A 21394-nucleotide genomic window follows, 5' to 3' on the forward strand; every position below is an offset into this window, starting at 1 on the left:
CCGGGAACCGGACTGGGGGCCGAGAACGACGGGGCCCAGACCGCTGTCATATGCGGCCTGCGCCCCGCACTTTCCGGGATGTTGCTCCCGAACGGCGCGGAACGGGCCCGCGGGGCCGCGGGCCCGGAGTCCTCGGGACTGCGGGCCCGGAGTCCTCAAGGCCGCGGGCCCGGACGGGGAGCCGTCAGCCCTCCGCCACCTTGGCGGCGATGTCCGTACGGTGCTGGGAGCCGTCCAGGGAGATCCGGTCCACGGCCTGGTAGGCGCGGCGGCGGGCGGCGGCCAGGTCGCTGCCGGTGGCGGTGACGGACAGCACCCGGCCACCCGCGCTCAGCACCGCGCCGGCGTCGTCGCGCTTGGTGCCGGCGTGCAGCACGTACGCCTCCGGGGCGTGCTGCTCGGCGACCTCGGCGAGGCCCTCGATGGGGTCGCCGGTGCGCGGGGTGCCCGGGTAGTTGTGCGAGGCGATGACGACGGTGACGGCCGCGTCGTCGCTCCAGCGCAGCGGGGGCAGGGCCGCGAGGCTGCCGGTGGCGGCGGCCGTCAGCAGCCCGCCCAGCGGCGTCTTGAGGCGGGCGAGGACGACCTGGGTCTCCGGATCGCCGAAGCGGGCGTTGAACTCGATCACCCGCACCCCGCGCGAGGTGATCGCCAGGCCCGCGTAGAGCAGCCCGGAGAACGGGGTGCCGCGGCGGCGCAGTTCGTCGACGGTGGGCTGCAGGACGGTGGCCATGACCTCGTCGACCAGCTGCGGGTCGGCCCAGGGCAGCGGGCTGTAGGCGCCCATACCGCCGGTGTTCGGGCCCTGGTCGCCGTCGTAGGCGCGCTTGAAGTCCTGGGCGGGCTGGAGCGGGACGACCGTCTCACCGTCGGTGACCGCGAAGAGCGAGACCTCCGGGCCGTCGAGGAACTCCTCGATGACCGCTCGCCCGTCGCCCGCCACCGCCCCGGACGGAGTCGCTTCGCGACGCTGCGACACGCAGGCCAGCGCGTGCGCGCGGGCGGCCTCGACGTCCTCGGTGACGACGACGCCCTTGCCGGCGGCCAGACCGTCGTCCTTGACCACGTACGGCGCCCCGAAGGCGTCCAGGGCCTCGTCGATCTCTTCCGGGGTGGTGCAGACGTAGCTGCGGGCGGTGGGAACGCCAGCGGCGGCCATCACGTCCTTGGCGAAGGCCTTGGAGCCCTCCAGCTGGGCGGCCTGGGCCGAGGGGCCGAAGACCGGGATGCCGCGCTCGCGGACCGCGTCCGCGACGCCCGCCACCAGGGGGGCCTCGGGACCGACCACGACCAGGTCGGCCTCCAGGCCGGCGGCGAGTTCGGCGACGGCCTGGCCGTCGAGGGCGTTGACCCCGTGCAATTCGGCCACCTCGGCGATGCCGGCGTTGCCGGGAGCGCAGTGCAGCGCGGTGACGTCGGGGTCGAGGGACAGAGAGCGGCACAGGGCGTGTTCGCGGGCGCCGCCGCCGATGACGAGGACCTTCACGGTGGCAGCCTAGACGAGCGGGCCGGCGGGCCGGACGTCGGCCGGGCCGGGACCGCCCGGCGGGCGCATCACGGCCGGAAAGCGGCGCCGAGCCGCCGGAGGGCGTCAGCGGGCGCCGGTCCCGTGCGGCGCCGCGGCGGCAACTCTTTCGGGTGAGGCGCCCCGGCGTCCCTTCTGCGGGATCGCACCACTTCTGGGCGGAAATAGCGTGATCTTGGAGGCGTGGCCCACCGCTCGGCGGTAGGAAGGGGGCGGCGCGCACCGGGCGGCCCGTATGTCCCGTGTGCACCGCAGACATCCATGAAGAGCGCAGCGAGCAAGAGGGAGGCACGGGTGAGTCAGCCGGAGAGGCAGCCCGAGGGGCCCCCTCGGGAGGGCGGCCGCCCCGCCCGGCGGTACGGAAGCCGGAGCGGCGGGCGGCCGGACCTGGCCGGGCGGGCCTTCCCGCCCGGCGGCTGGGGGGAGCCGACCGGCCGGCTGGACGCGCTCTACCTGTGGACCGAGGAGGGCGCGCTGCGCGCCGTCGACTGGTACCTGCACGACCGGCTGGCCAAGCGGCGCGGCGCACGGACGCTGCGGCTGGGGGCCGCGGCCGGGGTGACGGTGGGCGGCGCACTGCCGCTGCTGGACCTCGCCGGCGTCTGGGAGGGCGGAGCGCCCTGGGGCTGCCTGTCGCTGCTGCTGGCGGCGGTCTGCGTGGGCTGTGACCGGTACTTCGGGGTGACGGCCGGCTGGATGCGGGACCTGGCGACCGCGCAGGCGATCCACCGGCGGCTGGAGGCGCTGCAGTTCGACTGGGCGTCGGAGGGCGTACGCGAGGCGCTCGGACCGACGGAGGGCACGGCGAGCGAGGCGGCGGAGCGCTGTCTGGGCCTGCTGCGGCGGTTCAACGAGGACGTCGGCGAGCTGGTGCGGACCGAGACGGCCGACTGGATGACCGAGTTCCGGGCCGGCCCGGTGCCGCAGGCGACCCAGTCGGCCCTGCCCTGGACGGCGCCGCGGCACGATCCCGGCGGAGCGCCAGGGCGGTTCGTGGTGCCGCACCGCACCCGTCCGAACATGCCGCGGCAGCGGCCACCGGAACCGCCGCGCTGACCGGCCCCTGGCAACGGCCGAACGAGGCCGCGGTGGCGGACGGAACGCCCGTGGTGGCAGACGGAACGTCCGTGGTGGCCGGGGCTGTTGGGGCGACCGGGGCACCAGCGAGCCGGCCGGCAGGGTACGGCCACCGGAGAACGTACGGTCAGGGCGCCGCCACCGGAGAACGAACGGTCAGGGCGCCGCCACCGGAGAACGAACGGTCAGGGCGCCGCCACCGGAGAACGAGCCACCGGGGAACGGACCGCCAGGGCCCGGCCAGCAGAGAACGGGCCACCAGGGGCGACGGGCCGCCTGCGGCCCCTCGCCCCCGTGGCGGGCAGGATCAGCTGAAGACGATCATGGAGCCCTGCCCCAGGCTCCGGGTGGCGGCCGCATGGAGGCCGAGCCACACATGGCGCTCCCGGGCGAACGGGCCGTCGTCCAGGGGCACCGCCCCCGCCCGCTCCTCCAGGGAGGTGGGGCCGGCCGGCGGTGCGGGCGCGGCCGGCGGACGGGCCGGATCGATGCCCAGGGCCGGCGCCACCAGCTCCAGGTCGCGCAGCAGGCCGTGCGAGGAGCCCAGCGGGCCGCCGCCCTCCAGCAGTTCGTCGTTGGCGAGCGGATGCGGGAAGTCGACCGGGACGTAGGCGCCGGCGTGGTCGTAGTGCCACACCAGGTGCGACTGCTGGGCGGTGGCCTCGAACATCTCCAGCAACTGCTCGTAGTCGCCGCCCAGTTCGTCGACCGGTGTGACCTCCAGGCCGCACAGCCGCAGCAGGTAGGCGCGGCGCAGGAAGTGCAGCGCGTCGTAGTCGAAGCCGGCGATCGGGGCGACGTCGCCGGAGAGGCCCGGCATGTAGCTGAAGACCGGTACCGGTGGCAGTCCCGCCTCCGTCAGGGCCTTGTCGTAGGCGGCGATCTCTTCGGAGAACGGGTTGTCGGGGCTGTGGCACAGCACATCGACGAGGGGTACCAGCCACAGGTCACATGCCACGGGTGAGGGCTCGCTTCCAGTCGGGGACAGGGAACACCGGTGCAGGTACGGCTATGCGTACGGCCCGTTGGGCCGAGTCGGGACAGCGTAGTGCCCGCCGCCCGATCCGACGAGAGCGGCGGCGGACGGCAGCGGGCGCCGGCGGGCGGCACGGGAGGTCACGCCGGGCCGACCAGCGCCAGGGAGTGCGCGTTGTACTCGGCGATCAGCCGCTGGGCGGCGGACAGGTCGTGGTGGATCAGAGCGTCGGCGAGCGCGCTGTGGCCCTGCCACAGATGGCCCCGGAGGTCGGGGACCCGGCGCAGCAGCGGCACCGCGAACATCCAGGTCTGCACGCGGATCCGGTCGAGGAAGTCGCTGATGTAGGCGTTGTTCACGATGCTGCTCAGCTCGCGCCAGAACCGCAGGTCGTAGCCGATGAGGACGTCCAGGTCGCCGCCCCGGGCGGCCCGCTCGGCCTCGTCGGCGCGGCGCCGGATGGAGATCAGCACCGCGGCGGGGGTGGCGCTCAGCGCCAGGTCGGCACCGCTGCGGAAGATCCCCTCGATGATCAGGGTGCGGGCCTCGACCATGGCGCGGAAGTCGTCGGAGGTGAAGGCGTGCACCCGGAAGCCGCGGTGCTGCTCGACGTCGAGCAGGCCCTGGGCGCACAGGTCCAGCAGCGCCTCGCGCACCGGCGTCGCCGAGACGCCGTACTGCTCGGCGATCTCCTTGACGGTGAAGGACTGCCCGGCCGGCAGCCGGCCGGCCAGGACCTCGTCGCGCAGGGCGTCGGCGATCTGCTGACGCAGGGTGCTGCGACGTATGACTGAACTGTCTCCGCCGGCGGCCATTGTGTGCGTCTCCTTCGACGTCCATGACCGCGCAGGTCACAGCGGCCCTCGCCCACGATAGGCGAGGGCCGCGATGGGCTGCTTCCCGCGGGGGCGCCGTCCCCGGTGGTCCGGAGGGCGTCAGACGGTGTGTGCGTCGGCCGCCGTGAGGGCCTCGTCGAGGGCCGCCAGGCCCTCCTTGGCCTCGGCCTCGGTGATGGTGCAGGCCGGGACGGCGTGCGTACGGTTCATGTTGACGAACGGCCACAGACCGCCGCGCTTGCAGGCCGCGGCGAATTCCGCCATCGGGGCGTTGGCGGCGCCGGACGCGTTGTACGGCACCAGCGGCTCACGGGTCTCCTTGTTGCGGACCAGGTCCAGCGCCCAGAAGACGCCCAGGCCGCGGACCTCGCCGACGGACGGGTGGCGTTCGGCGAGCTCGCGCAGGCCCGGACCGAGGACCTTCTCGCCGATCTCCGCGGCGTTCTCCACGATCCGCTCCTCGGCCATCGCGTTGATCGTCGCGACGGCGGAGGCGCAGGCCAGCGGGTGGCCGGAGTAGGTCAGACCGCCCGGGTAGGGGCGCTGGTCGAAGGTGGCGGCGATCTCGGCGCTGATCGCCACGCCGCCCAGCGGGACATAGCCGGAGTTGACGCCCTTGGCGAAGGTCAGCAGGTCCGGGGTGACGCCGAAGTGGTCGGCGGCGAACCAGTGGCCGGTGCGGCCGAAACCGGCCATCACCTCGTCGAGGATGAAGACGATGCCGTAGCGGTCGCAGATCTCGCGGACCCCGGCGAGGTAGCCGGCCGGCGGCACCATGATCCCGGCGGTGCCCGGGACGGTCTCCAGGATGAGCGCGGCGATCGACCGCGGACCCTCGAAGGCGATGGTCTGCTCCAGGTGGGCGAGCGCGCGCTCGCACTCCTGCTCCTCGGTCTCGGCGTGGAACGGCGAGCGGTAGAGGAACGGCGCCCAGAAGTGCACCACGCCCGCGGAGGCGGTGTCGGAGGGCCAGCGGCGCGGGTCGCCGGTCAGGTTGATCGCGGTGGCGGTGGCGCCGTGGTACGAGCGGTAGGCGGACAGCACCTTGGCGCGGCCGGTGTGCAGCCGGGCCATCCGGACCGCGTTCTCCACGGCCTCCGCCCCGCCGTTGGTGAAGAAGATCTTGTCGAGGTCGCCGGGGGTGCGCTCGGCGACCAGCCGGGCGGCCTCGGACCGTACGTCCACGGCGAAGCCCGGCGCGATCGTGCAGAGCTTGGCGGCCTGCTCCTGGATCGCGGCGACGACCTTGGGGTGCTGGTGGCCGATGTTGGTGTTGACCAGCTGGGAGGAGAAGTCGAGGTAGCGGTTGCCGTCGTAGTCCCAGAAGTACGAGCCCTCGGCGCCGGCGATCGGCAGCGGGTCGATCAGGCCCTGCGCGGACCAGGAGTGGAAGACATGGGCGCGGTCGTCGGCCTTCACGGCCGCGCCGGCGGCAGGGCCACCGGCAGCGGCAGCGGCGGAGGCGGCGGAGTGCGTCGTGGTCACGGTCAGTACCTCGGATCGGATCGCTCGGGTCCGCCGGGGATGGGCGCGGCGAACGCCGTCAGCCTAGGGATCACGGTGCGTCGACCGGTACCGACAGTGTGTATGGCGCTCACCACGCGCGCGGACAGAGTGTCTACGGGCTGTACGAAGCTCCAGTTCCGCCGCCGGGGCGCCGCCCCGCTCCGCCGCATCCGGTACCGCGGGCCCGGTCACCCCGCCCCGAGCGCCCGCCCGGCCGCCGGGAACACCGTCCGCACCGCCTGCCGTGCCTCCGGTCCCCACCGCCCGGCGGCCAGGTCCGGACGGAGCGCGGACAGACCGCCGCCGTACTTGGTGAATCCGGCGGGCCGTACGCCGTGGCCGTGCAGCAGCCGGTCCGCCTCGGTCGGGTGGCGGCCCGCGGACCTGGTCCCGACCAGGACCAGCCCGCCGTCGGCCCGCACCGTACGGCCGGTGGCCGGGTCCCGGCAGAGCAGCGCCGCATCGCAGGTGATCCGCTGCCCGTGCGCGACGAAGGTGGCGCGCAGGTAGTCGGTCTCCAGGTGGTGGCCCAGGTCGGCGGGGGCCGTGATGCCGTAGGCGCGGTCGAGCACGGCGGCCAGGAAGCCGCGCGGGGCGGCGCCGAGGGCGGGCGCGCCGGGCGGCAGCGGCTGCCGGTGCTTGACCGTCTCGCCGCGCCGCCCCCTGAGCTTGACCTCGAACTGCCGCTCACCGGTGTCCGCGTAGAGCCGCTCGCGGATCGTCCAGCGCTGCCGGCCGTCCTCCCGGTGGTCGTGGAAGGACCGCAGGTCAGGGGTGTCGTAGTGGACGGAGCGGTAGGGGAACCAACGGCGCCCGTTGATGCACAGCGCGGCGAACGGGCCACCGGGCCGGCGGCGGTCGGTGAGGTCGGCGGCGACGGCGGCGAAGACCTCGACCGGGACCAGATAGCTGCGGTCGAAGCGGGTGAGGAGCCCGGCCCGCGCCTGGACGTCGGCGAGCGGCACGGGGCGCGCCGCCATCGCGGCACGGGCGAGGGCGCGTACGGCGGGGATCACAGGGTCTCCTTGGCGAGCGGACGGACGGACGGGCGGACGGGCGGACGGGCGGACGGGCGGACGGGCGGACGGGCAGGAGCCCAAGGCGTGCGGGGCCGGGGTCGTACCGGGCCGCGACGCACGGGCCGCGACGCACCGGACGGGGCCGCGCGGGGCCGGGCTGCGCGGCGACTCGGGCGCGGTGCGGTCCGGTACGGGGATACGGGATACGCGGTACGGCCTCTACGCTCGCTCCCCCGGCGAAATTCCGGAACGCGGAATCCGGTCTCCATCAGGGTGCCGTCTCGGCCATCCGCGTCCGCCGGCCCTGCGCCTCCACCGGCCCGAGGCCGCGCGCCGCCTGCCGGCAGCCGGTGACCGCTCGCTATCCTCACCGCGGGAGAGGGGGCCGCGGGCGCCCTTGTGCGGAGCCGGCGTCCATGCGCCGCCCGCGGGGGTGCAGACTGGGAGAATTGGGGGAGAGACGACGGATGGAACAGCCGGCAGGGGTGGGACCGCAGCAGCGGCCCGGGCACACGGGAGGGCCGGCACCGCTGAGGTCGGGAGACCCGCGGCGGATCGGTGCGTACCGGTTGATCGGGCGGCTCGGCGAGGGCGGCATGGGACGGGTGTTCCTGGCCCGCTCCGACCGCGGCCGGACGGTCGCGGTCAAGCTCGTGCGCGAGGAGCTGGCCAACGAGGAGGAGTTCCGCGCCCGCTTCCGGCGGGAGGTGCGGGCCGCCCAGCAGGTCGCCGGGGAGTGGACCGCGCCCGTCCTGGACGCGGACACCGAGGCCGCCACCCCTTGGCTCGCCACCGGCTACATCGCCGGTCCCTCGCTCCAGCAGGTCGTCGGCGGCGGCCGCACCCAGCTGCCGGAGCGTACGGTGCGGATCCTGGCGGCCGGGCTGGCCCGGGCGCTGGGCGCCATCCACGCGGCCGGGGTCATCCACCGCGACCTCAAACCGTCAAACGTGCTGATCACCATCGATGGACCGCGGGTCATCGACTTCGGCATCGCCCGGGCGCTGGAGGCGGTGGCCGGCAACGGCGTGACGCTCAGCGGTGCGACGGTCGGCTCCCCCGGCTTCATGTCGCCCGAGCAGGTGCGCGGCACACCGCTCACCCCGGCCTGCGACGTCTTCGCCCTCGGCTCGGTGCTCGCCTATGCGGCGACCGGCCGGCAGCCGTTCGGGACGCCCGGCACCGTCGCGCACGCGGTGATGTACCGCATCGCCGAGGAGGAGCCCGATCTGTCCGGCCTGCCGGAGGGGCTGCACGGGCTGATCGCCGGCTGCCTGGCGAAGGACCCCGCGCAGCGGCCCACGCCGGCGCAGCTGGTGGCGCTGGCCGAGGAGGGCACCGAGCGCGGGCCGGGCGCGGACGAGGAGCCGTGGCTGCCGGGGGCGCTGATCGCCCGGCTGGGTCGGCACGCCGTCGAACTGCTGGAGGCGGAGAACCCGCTGACGGAGGACGGCCTGACGATCGGCCCGGTGGAGGAGCGGGCCGGCGAAGCGATACCCGGCGACGGACGGGCGACGGACAACAGACGGGCGACGGGCGACGGACCGGGCGCACCGGACGCACCGGCCGGCGAAGCCGCCCCGGACCGCGCCTCGGCCGCGGACCCGGTGTCCCCCGCGGACCCCGCATCCACCAGGGAGCCCGCTTCCCCCGCGGACCTCGGTGTGCACGCCCTCCCCACCACGGTCTCGCCCTCGCCGGAGGCCGTCCGTACCGCGCCGCCCTCCCCGGTACCGCACGGCCCGGCGTCGCACCCGTCCCCTGCCCCGTACGTCCACCCCGTTCCGGCGCCCGCACTCCCGGCCGCGACCGCGCCGCGCCGCCGCCGGATCGCCACCGCGCTGCTCACGGTGGCCGCCCTGGCGCTCACCGGCGCCGGCGCCACCACCGCGTACACCCTGCTGACGGAGCCCGGCAGCGCGGTACGGGCGGAGGGCACCGGCACCGCCGGCCAGGGCCGCACCTCGGCGTGGCCCGCGCACGGCGCGATCCCGTCCGACTACCTGGGCACCTGGGAGACCACGGTCGGCGACTCCGCCACCGACGTCCGGCAGTTGACCCTCACCCAGGGCAAGACCGGCGACACCGTGCTGCGGATGACCGCCACCGGCACCACCTACCGATGTGAGTTCGCCGCCACCCTCGCCAGCGCGGGCCCCCCGGTCCGGCTCGGCCCCTCCACCCTCCTGTCCGGCCCGGCCGACACCTGCCCCCCCGGCGAATCGAGCACGCTGGACATGGTGGGCGGCATGCTGCGCCGCTCCTTCGACGACGGCCGGGCGCTGTCGTACCGCAAGACGGGCTGAGCGGCGGCGGGCGTCCCCCAGCCCCAGCACAACAGCCGCGCGGCGGCACCCGGGAGGGTGTCGCCGCGCGGCTGTTGTGGTGCGGTGGCCGGCCCGCCGGTGTCCCGGGGGACGCCGGCGGGCCGGAGCGCGCCTACGAAAGGAACGAGTTGATCTCGATCGTCTCGTCGCGGCCGGGGCCGACGCCGATGGCCGAGATCGGGGCGCCGGACATCTCCTCCAGCGCCTTGACGTACGCCTGGGCGTTCTTGGGCAGGTCGGAGAAGGTCTTGGCCTTGGTGATGTCCTCGGACCAGCCGGGCAGCGTCTCGTAGATCGGCTTCGCGTGGTGGAAGTCGGTCTGGCTGTACGGGAGTTCCTCGACCCGCTTGCCGTCGATCTCGTAGGCGACGCAGACCGGGATCTGCTCCCAGCCGGTCAGCACGTCCAGCTTGGTGAGGAAGAAGTCGGTCAGACCGTTGACCCGGGTCGCGTAGCGGGCGATGACCGCGTCGAACCAGCCGCAGCGGCGGTCGCGGCCGGTGGTCACACCGCGCTCGCCGCCGATGGTGCGCAGCGCCTCGCCGTCCTTGTCGAACAGCTCGGTCGGGAACGGGCCCGCGCCGACGCGCGTCGTGTAGGCCTTGAGGATGCCGATCACACGGTTGATCTTCGTGGGGCCGACGCCGGCGCCCGTGCAGGCGCCACCCGCGGTCGGGTTCGAGGACGTGACGAAGGGGTACGTGCCGTGGTCGATGTCCAGCAGCGTGCCCTGGCCGCCCTCGAAGAGCACGACCTTGTCGTCGTCGAGGGCCTTGTTGAGGATCAGGGTGGTGTCGGCGACATAGCCCTTGATCTGCTCGGCGTAGCCCAGCAGCTCCTCGACCACCTGGCCGGCCTCGATGGCGCGGCGGTTGTAGAGCTTGGTCAGCAGCTGGTTCTTGACGTCGAGGGCCGCCTCGACCTTCTGCATCAGGATCGACTCGTCGTAGAGGTCCTGGACGCGGATGCCCACGCGGTTGATCTTGTCGGCGTAGGTCGGGCCGATGCCACGGCCCGTGGTGCCGATCTTCCGCTTGCCGAGGAACCGTTCCGTCACCTTGTCGAGCGTCGTGTGATACGACGTGATCAGGTGCGCGTTACCGCTGATCAGCAGCTTGGACGTGTCGACGCCACGCTCGTTGAGTCCGCTCAGCTCGGAGAGCAGGACCGCCGGGTCGACGACGACGCCGTTGCCGATGACCGGGGTGCACCCCGGGGAGAGGATTCCGGAAGGGAGAAGGTGCAGCGCGTACTTCTGGTCGCCGACGACGACCGTGTGGCCGGCGTTGTTGCCACCCTGGTAGCGCACCACATAGTCAACGGATCCACCGAGCAGATCGGTGGCCTTTCCCTTGCCCTCATCACCCCACTGAGCACCGAGCAGCACAAGTGCGGGCACAGGCGTACACCCCTTCCGGGCGGGGCATGTCCAACGTGCGTGGATGGCGCCTGCGTGCGTCTGCACGCGTCCGTCATCGCTGGAGCCGTCGAACCGGTGCCCCGGAATAGACGAAGCCCCTGGCGCAATCGCGCAAGGGGCTCTTGCACCGAGATGCTACCTGAGGAAGGACCGAGGTGTCGGCGCAGCCTTCTGGGCACTCTCCCGTGGACTCCGTTCGGGGGCACCCCCTGCTCGTGGTCATCGACCCGGTTGCCCGCAGTACGGACGGCGAGTCCGTGCGCATCGCGAAGGATGTCCTGTGCGCGGGTGCGGGAGCGAAAATCTGCCTGCCGGACGGTCCCGAGGAATTCGCCCGCATTCTGGCCCGCCGGGGGCAGCGCCGACCGGTGGTGATCGGCGACGACCGGGCGCTGCTGCGGGTGGTGGGCCTGCTGCACCAGGAGCGCCAGCTGGGCGCCGTGCCGGTGTCGGTGGTCCCGGTCGGGGCGCCGGCCGCGGTCGCGCTGAGCCGTGCGCTGGGCGTCCCCACGGACACCGTCGCCGCGGCCCGGGCCGTCCTGGACGGTGCGGAGCGGCCGATGGACCTGCTCACCGACGACAGCGGCGGGATCGTCCTGGGCGGGCTGCGGATCCCCTCGGCGCGGGCCGACGGCGGGGCGCTGCGGCAGGAGCCCGGGGCGGCGCTGCCGGGAGTGGTCCGCCCGGCCGGCGACCCGGGACCCGTGGACGCGCGGACGCCGGCGGACGCCCGGGGCGGTGCGGCGGGCGGCGACGGGAGCCGGCCGTGGTGGCGCCCGGCCGCGCGGACCGCCCGTACGGCGCTGGCCCTGCTGGCGCCGGCGGCCGGGCGGGTACGGGTGCCGGCCCAGCGGCTGCGGATCGAGGCGGACGGGGTGCTGCTGGCGGACCTGGACCGGCCGGTGCGCGGGGTGTCGGTGGTGCCCGGCGCCCGGGCCGGCGGGGACCGGGCGGACGGGCCGGAGCGGCCCGGCGGGGCGCCGCCGGCGGCCGGTGACGGCGGTGAGCTCGCCGAGGTCGTGGTGCACTGGCCCGGTCCCGGGCGGCCGGTGCGGGCCCGGGCGCGGGCGGTGACGGTGTCCGGCGCGGACTTCCACTACCGGGCGGACGCGGTGGTCGGCGGGCCGGTGCGGACCCGTACCTGGACGGTGCAATCGGGCGCCTGGCGGCTACAGCTGCCGCGGGACTGAGCCGGCGGCAGCCCGGGCCGGCGCCGGCCCTCGACGCCGGCCTGCCGGTCGGTCACCGGCGCGGTCCGGGCCGGCCGGGCCGGGCTGGTCGCCGGCACCATCCCGCCACTCAGCTACCGGTGCCGCCCCGCCGCTACCGGTGGCGCCCCGCCCGTCAGCCGCCGCGGCCGTCGTCCGGTCAGTCGCCGGCGCTGTCGTAGTCGGCGCGCAGCTCGTCGCGGTACTCACGCCAGCGCTCCAGCATCACGGGCAGCTCCTTCTGCAGGAAGTCGAAGAAGACCAGGGTCTCGTTGAGCCGGCGGCCGGCCGGGGAGGCCTTGCCGAGGCTCTCCACGCCGTCGCGCAGGGTGCTCTCCCAGCGCGTGAGGACGTTCTCCCGGCGGGCCAGGGCCTCGTACCACTGGTCGCTGTGCACGCGGTAGCGGTCGCGGCGGGAGCCGGGCTCGCGCTCGCGGCTGACCATGTCGACCTGGGAGAGGTAGCGGACCGCGCCGGAGACGGCGGCGGGGCTGATCTGGAGGCGCTCCCCCAGCTCGGCCGAGGTCAGGACGCCGGTGTCGGAGGAGAGCAGGCAGGCGAAGACCCGGGCGGGCATCCGCGCCATCCCCGCCTCGACCAGCTGGGCGGCGAACCGCTCGACGAAGGTCGAGATCGCCTCCTGGTCCTGGGGTGCGTCGCTCTGCCGGTGCTGCGCGTTCATGTCCGCCGTCTCTGCCATGGCTGCATCATCTCCCCTGATCAGAGGGACCTGCCCCGACCCCCGTCCCAACTTTATACAGTTTCTTAGCTTCACAAATTTGTGAAACTAGCGTAGCTTCAAAAGCATGACCAAGGCAATCGCTCCCGCTCCCGCGATCCGGGTGAACGGCCTCCGCAAGTCCTTCGGACGCACCCCGGCGCTGGCCGGCCTCGACCTGCGCGTGGAGGCCGGCGAGGTGCACGGCTTCCTCGGGCCCAACGGCGCCGGGAAGTCGACCACGATCCGGGTCCTGCTCGGCCTGCTGCGCGCCGACGGCGGCACCGCCGAGCTCCTGGGCCAGGACCCCTGGCACGACGCCGTCGCCCTGCACCGCCGCATCGCCTACGTCCCCGGCGACGTCACCCTGTGGCGCAACCTCTCCGGCGGCGAGGTGATCGACCTCTACGGGCGGCTCCATCAGGGCGGCGAAGCGAAGCGCCGCGGGCGACGGGCGGGCCTGGATACCGCGCGGCGGGCCGAGCTCCTGGAGCGGTTCGAGCTCGACCCCACCAAGAAGGGGCGCACCTACTCCAAGGGCAACCGGCAGAAGGTCGCCCTGGTCGCCGCCTTCGCCTCCGACGTCGACCTGCTGATCCTCGACGAGCCGACCTCCGGGCTGGACCCGCTGATGGAGGAGGTCTTCCAGGCCTGTGTCGCCGAGGAGCGCGACCGCGGCCGTACGGTCCTGCTCTCCAGTCATGTGCTGTCCGAGGTCGAGGCGCTCTGCGACCGCGTCAGCATCATCCGCAAGGGGCGGACGGTCGAATCCGGCTCCCTGGGGGAGCTGCGGCACCTCACCCGCACCTCGGTCATCGCCGAACTCGCCGGGCCGCCCAACGGGCTGGCGGCGCTGCCCGGGGTGCACGATCTGGCCGTCCAGCCAATCGACGGCGGCCGGGGCCACCGCGTCCGGCTCCAGGTCGACACCGACAAGCTCGACGCCGTGCTGCGTGCGCTCGGCGCCTCCGGCGTCCGCAGCCTCACCAGCACCCCGCCCACCCTGGAAGAGCTCTTCCTGCGCCACTACCAAGACGATCTGCGCACCGCCGCACCGGCCGGAGGGGCGGTCGCGCGATGACCACCGTGGCCACTTTCCGCCTCCCGCGCGCCACCCGCCCCCGCCATCTCGCCGGCACCGGTGCCCTGTTGCGGCTCGCGCTGCGCCGCGACCGCGTGCTGGTCCCGGCCTGGGCGCTGGCGCTCAGTGCCGCCGTCGCCGCCATGGGCTCGTCCTTCGAGGCGCTCTACGACACCGCCGCCAAGCGCACCGAACTGGCCGGCTCGATGAACGCCAACGGCTCGATGCGGGCGCTGTACGGACCGGTCTTCGGCGACAGCATCGGCGGTCTGATCGCCTGGCGGATGGCCGGCTTCGGCGCCGTCCTCGCCGCCGTGATGAGCCTGCTGATCGTCGTCCGGCACACCCGCGAGGAGGAGGAGACGGGCCGTCAGGAGCTGCTCTCCGCCGCGGTGGTCGGCCGCCGCGCACCGCTGACCGCGGCCCTGCTGACCGCGCTGCTTGCCAACGCCGGGGTCACCGTGCTGATCGCCGGCGGCCTCACCGCCTCCGGGCAGCCGGCGGCCGGTTCGTTCGCCCTCGGGCTCGCCATCGGCGGCACCGGCGCGCTCTTCGCCGCACTGGCCGCCATCGCCGCCCAGCTCACCGAGAGCGCCCGGCTGGCCAGAGGCCTGACCGGTGCGGTGCTCGGCCTGGCCTTCGCCCTGCGCGCCGCGGGCGACGCCGCCACCACCGGCGCCGGCTCCCCGCTCACCTGGGCCTCCCCCCTGGGCTGGTCGGAGAACCTCCGCGCGTACGCCGGCGAACGCTGGTGGGTGCTGCTGCTGTTCGCCGCGGGCACCGCGCTGGCCCTCGCTGCCGGGTACGTCCTGACCGCCCGCCGGGACATCGGGATGAGCTTCCTGCCCGCCCGGCCCGGACCGGCCGCCGCACCGCGCTCCCTGAACGGCCCGTTCGGCCTGGCCTGGCGGCTGCAGCGCGGCACGCTGCTGGGCTGGAGCGCCGGGTTCCTGTGTGCCGGCGGGATCTTCGGCGGGATCGCCCGGGGCGCCGCGGACCTGGTCGGGGACAACGCACAGACCCGGCAGATCGTGGAACGGATGGGTGGTCAACAGGGCCTGACCGACGCCTTCCTGGCCACCATGGCCGGCATGCTCGGCATGGTCGCCGCGCTCTACGCGGTCGGCGCGGTGCTCCGGCTGCGTGGTGAGGAGACCGGCGGCCGGGCGGAACCCGTGCTGGCCGGCGCGGTGGGCCGGCTCCGCTGGGCCGCCGGCCACCTGGTGATCGCCTACCTGGGCACCGCCGCCGTACTGGCCGCCGGCGGGCTCGCCCTGGGCACGGCGTACGGCGTCTCCGTAGGCGACCTCGGCGGCCGGCTCGGGCCGGTGCTGGTCGCCACCCTGGCCCAGGTCCCCGCGGTCTGGACGCTCACCAGCCTGGCCGTCCTCATCCTCGGGCTGCTGCCCAAGGCCACCGGCGCCGTCTGGGCGGTGGTCGGCGGCTGTCTGGCCCTGGGCTGGATCGGCCCGTCCCTGAAGTTCCCCCAGTGGCTCATGGACCTCTCGCCCTACAGCCACCTGCCCAAGCTGCCGGGCGCCGAGGCCACCGCGGCTCCGTTCGTCTGGCTGCTGGCGCTCTCCGCCGTGTGCGCCGCCGCCGGCCTGGTCGGCGTCCGCCGACGCGACCTCGGCTGACCCGCCGGCGGTTTCACGTGAAACCACCCACTCAGGACGCCGGCCCCACCGACCTGCGCCGCCGGAGCTGTTGCGGACTCCGGCGGCGCACCCCCTGCTTCTCCCCCTGCTTCTCCCCCGCCGGCCTGTCCACAGCCTGTGGACGGACCGGCGGCGTTCGCACTCAGCCGCCCGGTGTCACCAGCCGGGCCTCATAGGCGAACACCGCGGCCTGGGTCCGGTCGCGCAGCCCCAGCTTCACCAGGATGCGGCTGACATGCGTCTTCACCGTGGATTCGGCGACGACGAGGTGCTCGGCGATCTCCCCGTTCGACAGGCCCTGCGCGACCAGCACCAGGACCTCGGTCTCGCGTTCTGTGAGGTCGGCGATGCGTTCCTGGGCGGGCGCACGGGGCGCGCCCAACCGGGAGAACTCGGAGATCAGGCGCTTGGTGACGGTGGGGGCGAGCAGCGCCTCGCCGGACGCGACGATCCGCACCCCCTCGGCGAGCTGCCCGGCCGAGGCGTCCTTGAGCAGGAAGCCGCTGGCCCCGGCCCGCAGCGCCTGGTAGACGTACTCGTCGAGGTCGAAGGTGGTCAGGACCAGGACCTTGGCGTCCGCGTCGGCCGCGACGATCTCGCGGGTCGCCTCCAGCCCGTTCATCTCCGGCATCCGGATGTCCATCAGCACCACATCGGGCTTGAGGACCGCGACCTTCTGCACCGCCTGCCGGCCGTCCACGGCCTCCCCGACGACCTCGATGTCCGGCATGGCGTTGAGCAGGACGGAGAACCCCTCGCGGACCATCACCTGGTCGTCGACGATCAGAACCCGGATCATCGCCTGCCCCCTTCCGGCGTGGTCTCCCCCGCCGCGTTCGACACCGGGATGAACGCGGCGACCTCGAAGCCGCCGTCCTCGGTGTGGTCGGCGGTCATCTCGCCGCCCAGCATCTGCACCCGCTCCCGCATGCCCAGCACGCCGTGCCCGGCGCCCGGCGACGGCTTGGCCAGCCGGCTCGGCACGCCGTTGACGATCCGCAGCCCGAGCCCGCCCAGCACATAGGAGATCTCCACCCGGGCATCGGCACCGGGCGAGTGGCGCAGCGCATTGCTCAGCCCCTCCTGCACGATCCGGTACGCGGAGAGCTCCACGCCCGGCGGCAGCGGGCGCGGCGACCCGGTGATCACGGCCTCCACGGTCAGCCCGGCGCTGCGCACGCTCTCCAGCAGCGAGTCGAGGCTGGCGAGCGTCGGCTGCGGCGCCTCCGGATCGCTGTCGGCGAAGGCGTCCGGGTCCTCGGAGCGGACCACGCCCAGGATGCGGCGCAGCTCGGTGAGCGCGGCGACCGCGTTCTCGCGGATGGTGGAGAAGGACGTGGCCAGCTCGGGCGGGGTGTTCTCGACCCGGTAGGGCGCGGCCTCGGCCTGGATGGCGATGACGGACATGTGGTGTGCCACGACATCGTGCAGCTCACGGGCGATGGTGGCGCGCTCCTCCAGCAGCGTGCGCCGGGACCGCTCCTCGGCGGTGACGGTCTGCGTCTCGACGACCTGCCGGCGCTCCTCGCGCCAGGCGCGGACCGCGGCGGCCGAGATCAGCACCACCCCACAGAAGAAGGCGACCGGCGGCAGATCGCCCGGGTCCCCGCCGGTGACCGCCGTCAGGAGGGTCGCCAGCGCGAAGGTGACGATCCACATCTCCACCGCCAGCCGGGGGCGGGTGCGCAGCACCACCAGCACCATGGTGATCACCAGGGTCGGGAAGGCGGCGCTGCTGAAGTAGTTCCCGAACGGGACGAACGCCGCGGTGACGAAGACCGACACCGCGAAGGCGCTCAGCGACAGCCAGAAGGCGCCCACCGGGCGGAAGAGCGTCACCGCCGGCGCGGCCGCGACCAGCAGGCTGAAGAAGCCGGCCAGGACGCCCGTCACCGCGTTGAGGCCGTCGTTGGCGGTGAACGCCGCCAGGAAGACCAGCGCCGAGAAGCCACCGACCATCAGGTGCGGCAGCCAGCGCGCCCAGTGGCGCAACCGCTCCGGCAGCCAGGGCACCCACCGGGACACCTTGGCGTCCTCCAGCGGCGGCAGCGGGCGGAAGGCGAAGGCGTCGACGAACAGGTCCTGGCGCAGCCGGTGCAGCGCGCCATGGGCTATCCGGGCCTCTGAGCGCAGGGGGCCCTGCGTCTGGGTCGTCTGGTTCACGCTCCCCAAGGTAAGCAAGGCCCGGCCCGCCGGGCGTCCCCACCAGTGGGGATTTCCCGGCGTCCGTCTCAGGTACTACCTGGTGGGCACAGTAGTGCGCACAGCGCGTCACAGCTCGCTGTACCGGGGGTGACCGGGGCGTAGTGCCCCACGCCGGGCAACTCCCGCAGCTCCGTGGTGGCGGGACACCCGGCGGCGTAGCGGCGGGAGAGGCCAATCGGGACGTCGGGGTCGTCGGTGCCGTGCAGGATGGTGACGGGCACGCCCGCGGGCGGCCGGCGGGCCGGGTCAGCCGCGGCGAGCCGGTCGGCGAAGCCGGGACCCCCGCCCAGCAACGCGGCCACCGCGCCGTCGCTCAGGCCCAGCTCATGGGCGCGGGCGAGGTCGGCGACCGGCGAGACGGCGACCACCCGCGCCACGGGCGTGCCGGGCCGGGCGGCGGCCAGCAGCGCGAGGTGCCCGCCGGCCGAGTGCCCGACCAGGACGACTCCGCCGGCGGCGGGCTGCCCTCCCGCCGCCGCCGTCGCCGCCCCGATCGCCGCCGCCACGTCGTCGAAGGTCTGCGGGGCGCCGCCGCCCGCGCCGACCCGGCGGTACTCGGCCAGCGCGACCGGCAGCCCCCGCCCGGCCAACGCGGCGGCGAGCGGCGACAGATGGCGGCGATCGTAGGCCGCGCGCCAGAACCCGCCGTGCAGGAGGACGACCGGCGGGCCGGGGACAGCCGCCCCCGCGCCCGGCGCCGCCCACGTCCCGTATAGATCGACGATCTGGTCCGGGTGCGGCCCGTAGGCCACGGTGCGGTCCGGCGCCACCGGGGCCAGCCCCAGCAGCGCCGTCTCCTCGTCCGCCGCGGTCACCCGCCGGCCCCGGCCGCCGCCGGACCGACCTCGGGCAGCGCCCCCAGCACCTCGCCGAGCACCCATGCGGCCCGCTCGACGTCCGTGAAGGAGGTGTAGAGCGGGGTGAAGCCGAACCGCAGCACATTGGGCTGCCGGTAGTCGCCGACCACCCCGCGCCGGATCAGCTCGTCCATGACCTCGCCGGCGCCGGAGCAGGCCAGCGACACCTGGCTGCCGCGCCGCCGATGGTTGAGCGGGGTGACCGACCGGGCCCGGCCCGCCGGCACATACGCCGCCACGCACGCCAGGAAGAAGTCCGTCAGGGCCAGGCTCTTGGTACGGACGTCCTCGATGGCCACGCCGTCCCAGGCCTCCAGCGCCGCCTCCAGGGCGAGCAGCGACAGGATGTCGGGGGTGCCGACCCGGCCGCGCGCGATGCCCTGGGCGGGGGTGTAGGCGGGGTCCATCGCGAACGGATCGGCGTGCGAGTTCCAGCCCGGCAGCGGCGACTCGAACCGCTCCTGCAGGCTCTCGCGCACATACAGGAAGGCGGGCGAACCCGGGCCGCCGTTGAGGTACTTGTACGTACAGCCGACGGCGAGGTCGACGTGGTGCGCGTCCAGGCCGACCGGCAGGGCGCCCGCGCTGTGGCACAGGTCCCAGACCGCCAGCGCGCCCGCGGAGTGCAGCGCGGTGGTGATGCCGGGCAGGTCGTTGAGCTCGCCGGTGCGGTAGTCGACGTGGTTGACCAGCGCCAGCGCGGTGCGTTCGGTGACCTCGTCGGCGATCCGCGCGGGCTCCACCGGCCGTACCGCGAGCCCGGTCATCCGGGCCGCCGAGCGGGCGATATAGCCGTCGGTCGGGAAGGTCGTGGCGTCGACCAGGATCTCGGTGCAGCCCTTGCCGGCCATCCGTACGCCGCCGACCACGGCCTTGAAGAGGTTGACGCTGGTCGAGTCGCCGACCACCACCCGACCCGGGCCCGCGCCGATCAGCGGTGCGATCTTGTCGCCGACCCGCTCGGGCGCGGTCCACCAGCCGGACTCGGTCCAGGAGCGGATGCGCAGCTCGCCCCACTCGCGGTGGATGACATCGGCTATCCGGTCGGGCACCGCGCGGGGCAGCGCGCCCAGGGAGTTGCCGTCCAGGTAGATGTCCGCCGCGCCGGACGCCCGGGCGTCGGCGGAGTCCAGGGCGAACCGCCCGCGCAGCTCGGCGAGCGGGTCAGCGGCATCCAACTGCCGTGCTTGCACGGCGAGTTCACGTTCCACAGCGGCTTCGGGAGCGCCGGGTTGCACGGGGTTCTCGGGGGTGAGGGGGGTCTCAGACATGACTGCGCGCCGTCCACAGCTCGGGGAAGACGTTCTTGCGGGCCCGCTTCTCCAGCCAGGCCACGCCCGCGGACCCTCCGGTCCCCATTTTCGCTCCCATGGCCCGCCGGGTCGCGACCAGATGGTCGTTGCGCCAGCGCCACACCAGCTCGGCGACGTCGGTCAGCGCCTCGCCCAGCCGGACCAGCTCGGACTCCTGCGAACCGGCGTAGATCTCGGTCCAGACGGCTTCGACGGCCGGGTCCGGCTCATGCCGCAGCGACGGGTCCCGCCGGAGCACCGCCTCGGGCACCGCATGGCCGCGGCGGGCGAGCAGCCGCAGCACCTCGTCCCACAGGCTCGGCTCCACCATCGCCTTCTCCAGCTCGGCGTGCACCCGCGGCGCCCCCCGGTGCGGCACCAGCATGGACGCAGACTTCTCGCCGAGCAGGAACTCCATCCGGCGGTACATCGCGGACTGGAATCCGGAGCCCTCGCCGAGCGCGCTGCGGTAGGCGTTGAACTGCGCCGGAGTCAGGTGGGCGAGCGGCCGCCAGGCGGCGTTCAGCGCCTCCAGCTCGTGGGTCGAACGACGCAGCGCCGCCATCGCCACCGGCACGTCATCGCGGCGCAGCGCCTCGGCGGCGGTACGCCATTCGTGGACGATGACCGTGAACCACAGCTCCATGACCTGGGTCGTGACGAGGAAGACCATCTCGCCGGGGTCGTCGGAGAGCGGGTGCTGGAGATGGGTGAGGACCTCGGCCTGGACGTAGTCCTCGTACGGGGTGGTACCTGCGAAGTCGAGGTGGGGGGTCTCAGGCTCCTGAGCCCCGTCGGTGACCTCGTGGGACATCGCTGTCTCCTCGAAACGTACTCCGGGTAGCGGTCCGCCCCTGCCATGTCGGCACGGGGGCCCCGGTCCCCACCGGGCATCTTCCGCAATGGTCCCCAAAGAAGGCAAGGCCCGCCTGGTCAGAGGACCAGGCGGGCCAGGTACCGCTTCAGGAGAGGGTCTCCGCCGCGGTCGGCGAGGAGTCCCGCAGGAAGGTGCTGCAGCGCTCGTACTCCTCCTGCTCGCCGATCGCCTGGGCGGCCCGGGCGAGGGCGTGCAGCGCGCGCAGGAAGCCGCGGTTGGGCTCGTGCTCGAAGGGCACCGGACCGTGCCCCTTCCAGCCGGCCCGGCGCAGCGCGTCCAGGCCACGGTGGTAGCCGGTGCGGGCGTAGGCGTACGACTCGACCGGGCGGCCCTGCGCGAACGCATCGTCCGCGAGCTGCGCCCAGGCCAGCGAGGAGGCCGGGTACTTCGCGGCGACATCGGACGGCGCGGCACCCGCGGCGAGCAGCTCGCGGGGCTCGGGGTCGTCGGGCAGATGGGTCGGGGGCGGGCCCCCGAGCAGGTTTTCGTGAATCGGCATGGGGCCCAGCCTCCCACGCCGCCGGCCGATGGCCGGTGCCTTCCCACGTTGTCGGCTGTCCCGCCGTGGCCTTGGCGGCCGGCCGTCTTCCCACGTTGTCGGCTTTGCCCGCCGTGGCCTGGCGGCCGGGTGCCTTTCGACGGTTGTCGGTTTTGCCGCCGTGGCCTGGCGGCTGGGTGCCTTCCGACGTTGTCGGCTTTCTCGCTGTTTCGACTGCGGCGGGCGGGTCCGCTGCGCGGGGCTGTCGGCTGCGGTGGCGGGCCTGCGGGGGTGGGTGTCCAGACTGCTTCGCTTTACGTCTGGACACCCACCC

At 74.3% G+C, this 21394-nt stretch carries 18 protein-coding genes; 5 read left to right on the forward strand and 13 right to left on the reverse strand.

What is annotated here, in order from left to right; all coding sequences use genetic code 11:
• Nucleotides 1-184 precede the first annotated feature (184 nt).
• Nucleotides 185-1486 carry a phosphoribosylamine--glycine ligase gene (gene purD / locus AB0G84_RS30960; RefSeq protein ID WP_361328080.1) on the reverse strand — a complete coding sequence of 434 codons (1302 nt, stop codon included), beginning with the start codon at nt 1484-1486 and terminating at the stop codon, nt 185-187.
• A gap of 333 nt (nt 1487-1819) precedes the next feature.
• On the opposite strand from purD, the gene AB0G84_RS30965 reads away from it, so the two are divergent.
• Complete coding sequence (locus AB0G84_RS30965) at nt 1820-2581, forward strand: SLATT domain-containing protein (RefSeq protein ID WP_361328083.1); 762 nt, start codon at nt 1820-1822, stop codon at nt 2579-2581.
• Between the two features lie 328 nt (nt 2582-2909).
• Here AB0G84_RS30965 and AB0G84_RS30970 read toward each other — a convergent pair whose 3' ends face one another.
• From AB0G84_RS30970 to AB0G84_RS30985, 4 genes are all read right to left on the reverse strand, one after another.
• Nucleotides 2910-3560, reverse strand: a complete 651-nt coding sequence (locus AB0G84_RS30970) for a hypothetical protein (protein WP_361328086.1) — start codon at nt 3558-3560, stop codon at nt 2910-2912.
• A gap of 158 nt (nt 3561-3718) precedes the next feature.
• Entirely contained in the window at nt 3719-4393 is a 675-nt protein-coding gene (locus tag AB0G84_RS30975; RefSeq protein WP_361328089.1) for a GntR family transcriptional regulator, read from the reverse strand.
• 120 nt (nt 4394-4513) lie between these two features.
• Nucleotides 4514-5899 carry an aspartate aminotransferase family protein gene (locus AB0G84_RS30980; RefSeq protein ID WP_361328092.1) on the reverse strand — a complete coding sequence of 462 codons (1386 nt, stop codon included), beginning with the start codon at nt 5897-5899 and terminating at the stop codon, nt 4514-4516.
• A gap of 209 nt (nt 5900-6108) precedes the next feature.
• Nucleotides 6109-6936: a VTC domain-containing protein gene (locus AB0G84_RS30985; protein WP_361328094.1), complete on the reverse strand. Its 828-nt coding sequence runs from the start codon at nt 6934-6936 to the stop codon at nt 6109-6111.
• 470 nt (nt 6937-7406) lie between these two features.
• Here AB0G84_RS30985 and AB0G84_RS30990 point away from each other — a divergent pair, with 470 nt between their 5' ends.
• Complete coding sequence (locus AB0G84_RS30990; RefSeq protein WP_361328096.1) at nt 7407-9245, forward strand: protein kinase; 1839 nt, start codon at nt 7407-7409, stop codon at nt 9243-9245.
• Between the two features lie 133 nt (nt 9246-9378).
• Here the strand turns inward: AB0G84_RS30990 and AB0G84_RS30995 are convergent, their stop codons facing one another.
• Nucleotides 9379-10665, reverse strand: coding sequence for an adenylosuccinate synthase (locus tag AB0G84_RS30995; RefSeq protein WP_361328098.1), 1287 nt, complete (start codon nt 10663-10665; stop codon nt 9379-9381).
• A 236-nt stretch (nt 10666-10901) separates the two neighbouring features.
• On the opposite strand from AB0G84_RS30995, the gene AB0G84_RS31000 reads away from it, so the two are divergent.
• Entirely contained in the window at nt 10902-11876 is a 975-nt protein-coding gene (locus AB0G84_RS31000; RefSeq protein WP_361328137.1) for a hypothetical protein, read from the forward strand.
• Nucleotides 11877-12054: 178 nt separating this feature from the next.
• Here AB0G84_RS31000 and AB0G84_RS31005 read toward each other — a convergent pair whose 3' ends face one another.
• Entirely contained in the window at nt 12055-12576 is a 522-nt protein-coding gene (locus AB0G84_RS31005) for a MarR family transcriptional regulator (RefSeq protein WP_361328140.1), read from the reverse strand.
• Nucleotides 12577-12700: 124 nt separating this feature from the next.
• Between AB0G84_RS31005 and AB0G84_RS31010 the strand changes: the two genes are divergently transcribed.
• Both AB0G84_RS31010 and AB0G84_RS31015 read left to right on the forward strand, forming a co-directional pair.
• Nucleotides 12701-13693, forward strand: a complete 993-nt coding sequence (locus tag AB0G84_RS31010) for an ABC transporter ATP-binding protein (RefSeq protein WP_361328100.1) — start codon at nt 12701-12703, stop codon at nt 13691-13693.
• On the forward strand, nt 13690-15330 hold the full coding sequence (locus tag AB0G84_RS31015; protein ID WP_361328103.1) for an ABC transporter permease: 1641 nt from the start codon (nt 13690-13692) through the stop codon (nt 15328-15330). The genes AB0G84_RS31010 and AB0G84_RS31015 overlap by 4 nt, the downstream gene beginning before the upstream one ends.
• A gap of 163 nt (nt 15331-15493) precedes the next feature.
• On the opposite strand, the gene AB0G84_RS31020 is transcribed toward AB0G84_RS31015, so the two are convergent.
• The 6 genes from AB0G84_RS31020 to AB0G84_RS31045 form a co-directional block, all read right to left on the reverse strand.
• A complete protein-coding gene (locus tag AB0G84_RS31020) occupies nt 15494-16150 on the reverse strand; it encodes a response regulator transcription factor (protein ID WP_361328105.1) in 657 nt (218 codons plus the stop codon).
• Nucleotides 16147-17514: a histidine kinase gene (locus AB0G84_RS31025; RefSeq protein WP_361328108.1), complete on the reverse strand. Its 1368-nt coding sequence runs from the start codon at nt 17512-17514 to the stop codon at nt 16147-16149. Before AB0G84_RS31025 ends, AB0G84_RS31020 begins: the two co-directional genes overlap by 4 nt.
• Before the next feature lie 68 nt (nt 17515-17582).
• Nucleotides 17583-18371, reverse strand: a complete 789-nt coding sequence (locus tag AB0G84_RS31030) for an alpha/beta hydrolase (RefSeq protein WP_361328111.1) — start codon at nt 18369-18371, stop codon at nt 17583-17585.
• The gene (kynU, locus tag AB0G84_RS31035) at nt 18368-19684 is read right to left on the reverse strand and encodes a kynureninase (RefSeq protein ID WP_361328114.1); all 1317 of its coding nucleotides are present in this window, start codon (nt 19682-19684) and stop codon (nt 18368-18370) included. The genes AB0G84_RS31030 and kynU overlap by 4 nt, the downstream gene beginning before the upstream one ends.
• Nucleotides 19677-20519: a tryptophan 2,3-dioxygenase family protein gene (locus AB0G84_RS31040; protein WP_361328117.1), complete on the reverse strand. Its 843-nt coding sequence runs from the start codon at nt 20517-20519 to the stop codon at nt 19677-19679. Before AB0G84_RS31040 ends, kynU begins: the two co-directional genes overlap by 8 nt.
• Nucleotides 20520-20667: 148 nt before the next feature.
• Entirely contained in the window at nt 20668-21081 is a 414-nt protein-coding gene (locus AB0G84_RS31045; RefSeq protein ID WP_361328120.1) for a DUF3151 domain-containing protein, read from the reverse strand.
• Nucleotides 21082-21394 lie beyond the last annotated feature (313 nt).

Source organism: Streptomyces sp. NPDC020742, from assembly GCF_040641675.1.
Classification (GTDB): domain Bacteria; phylum Actinomycetota; class Actinomycetes; order Streptomycetales; family Streptomycetaceae; genus Streptomyces.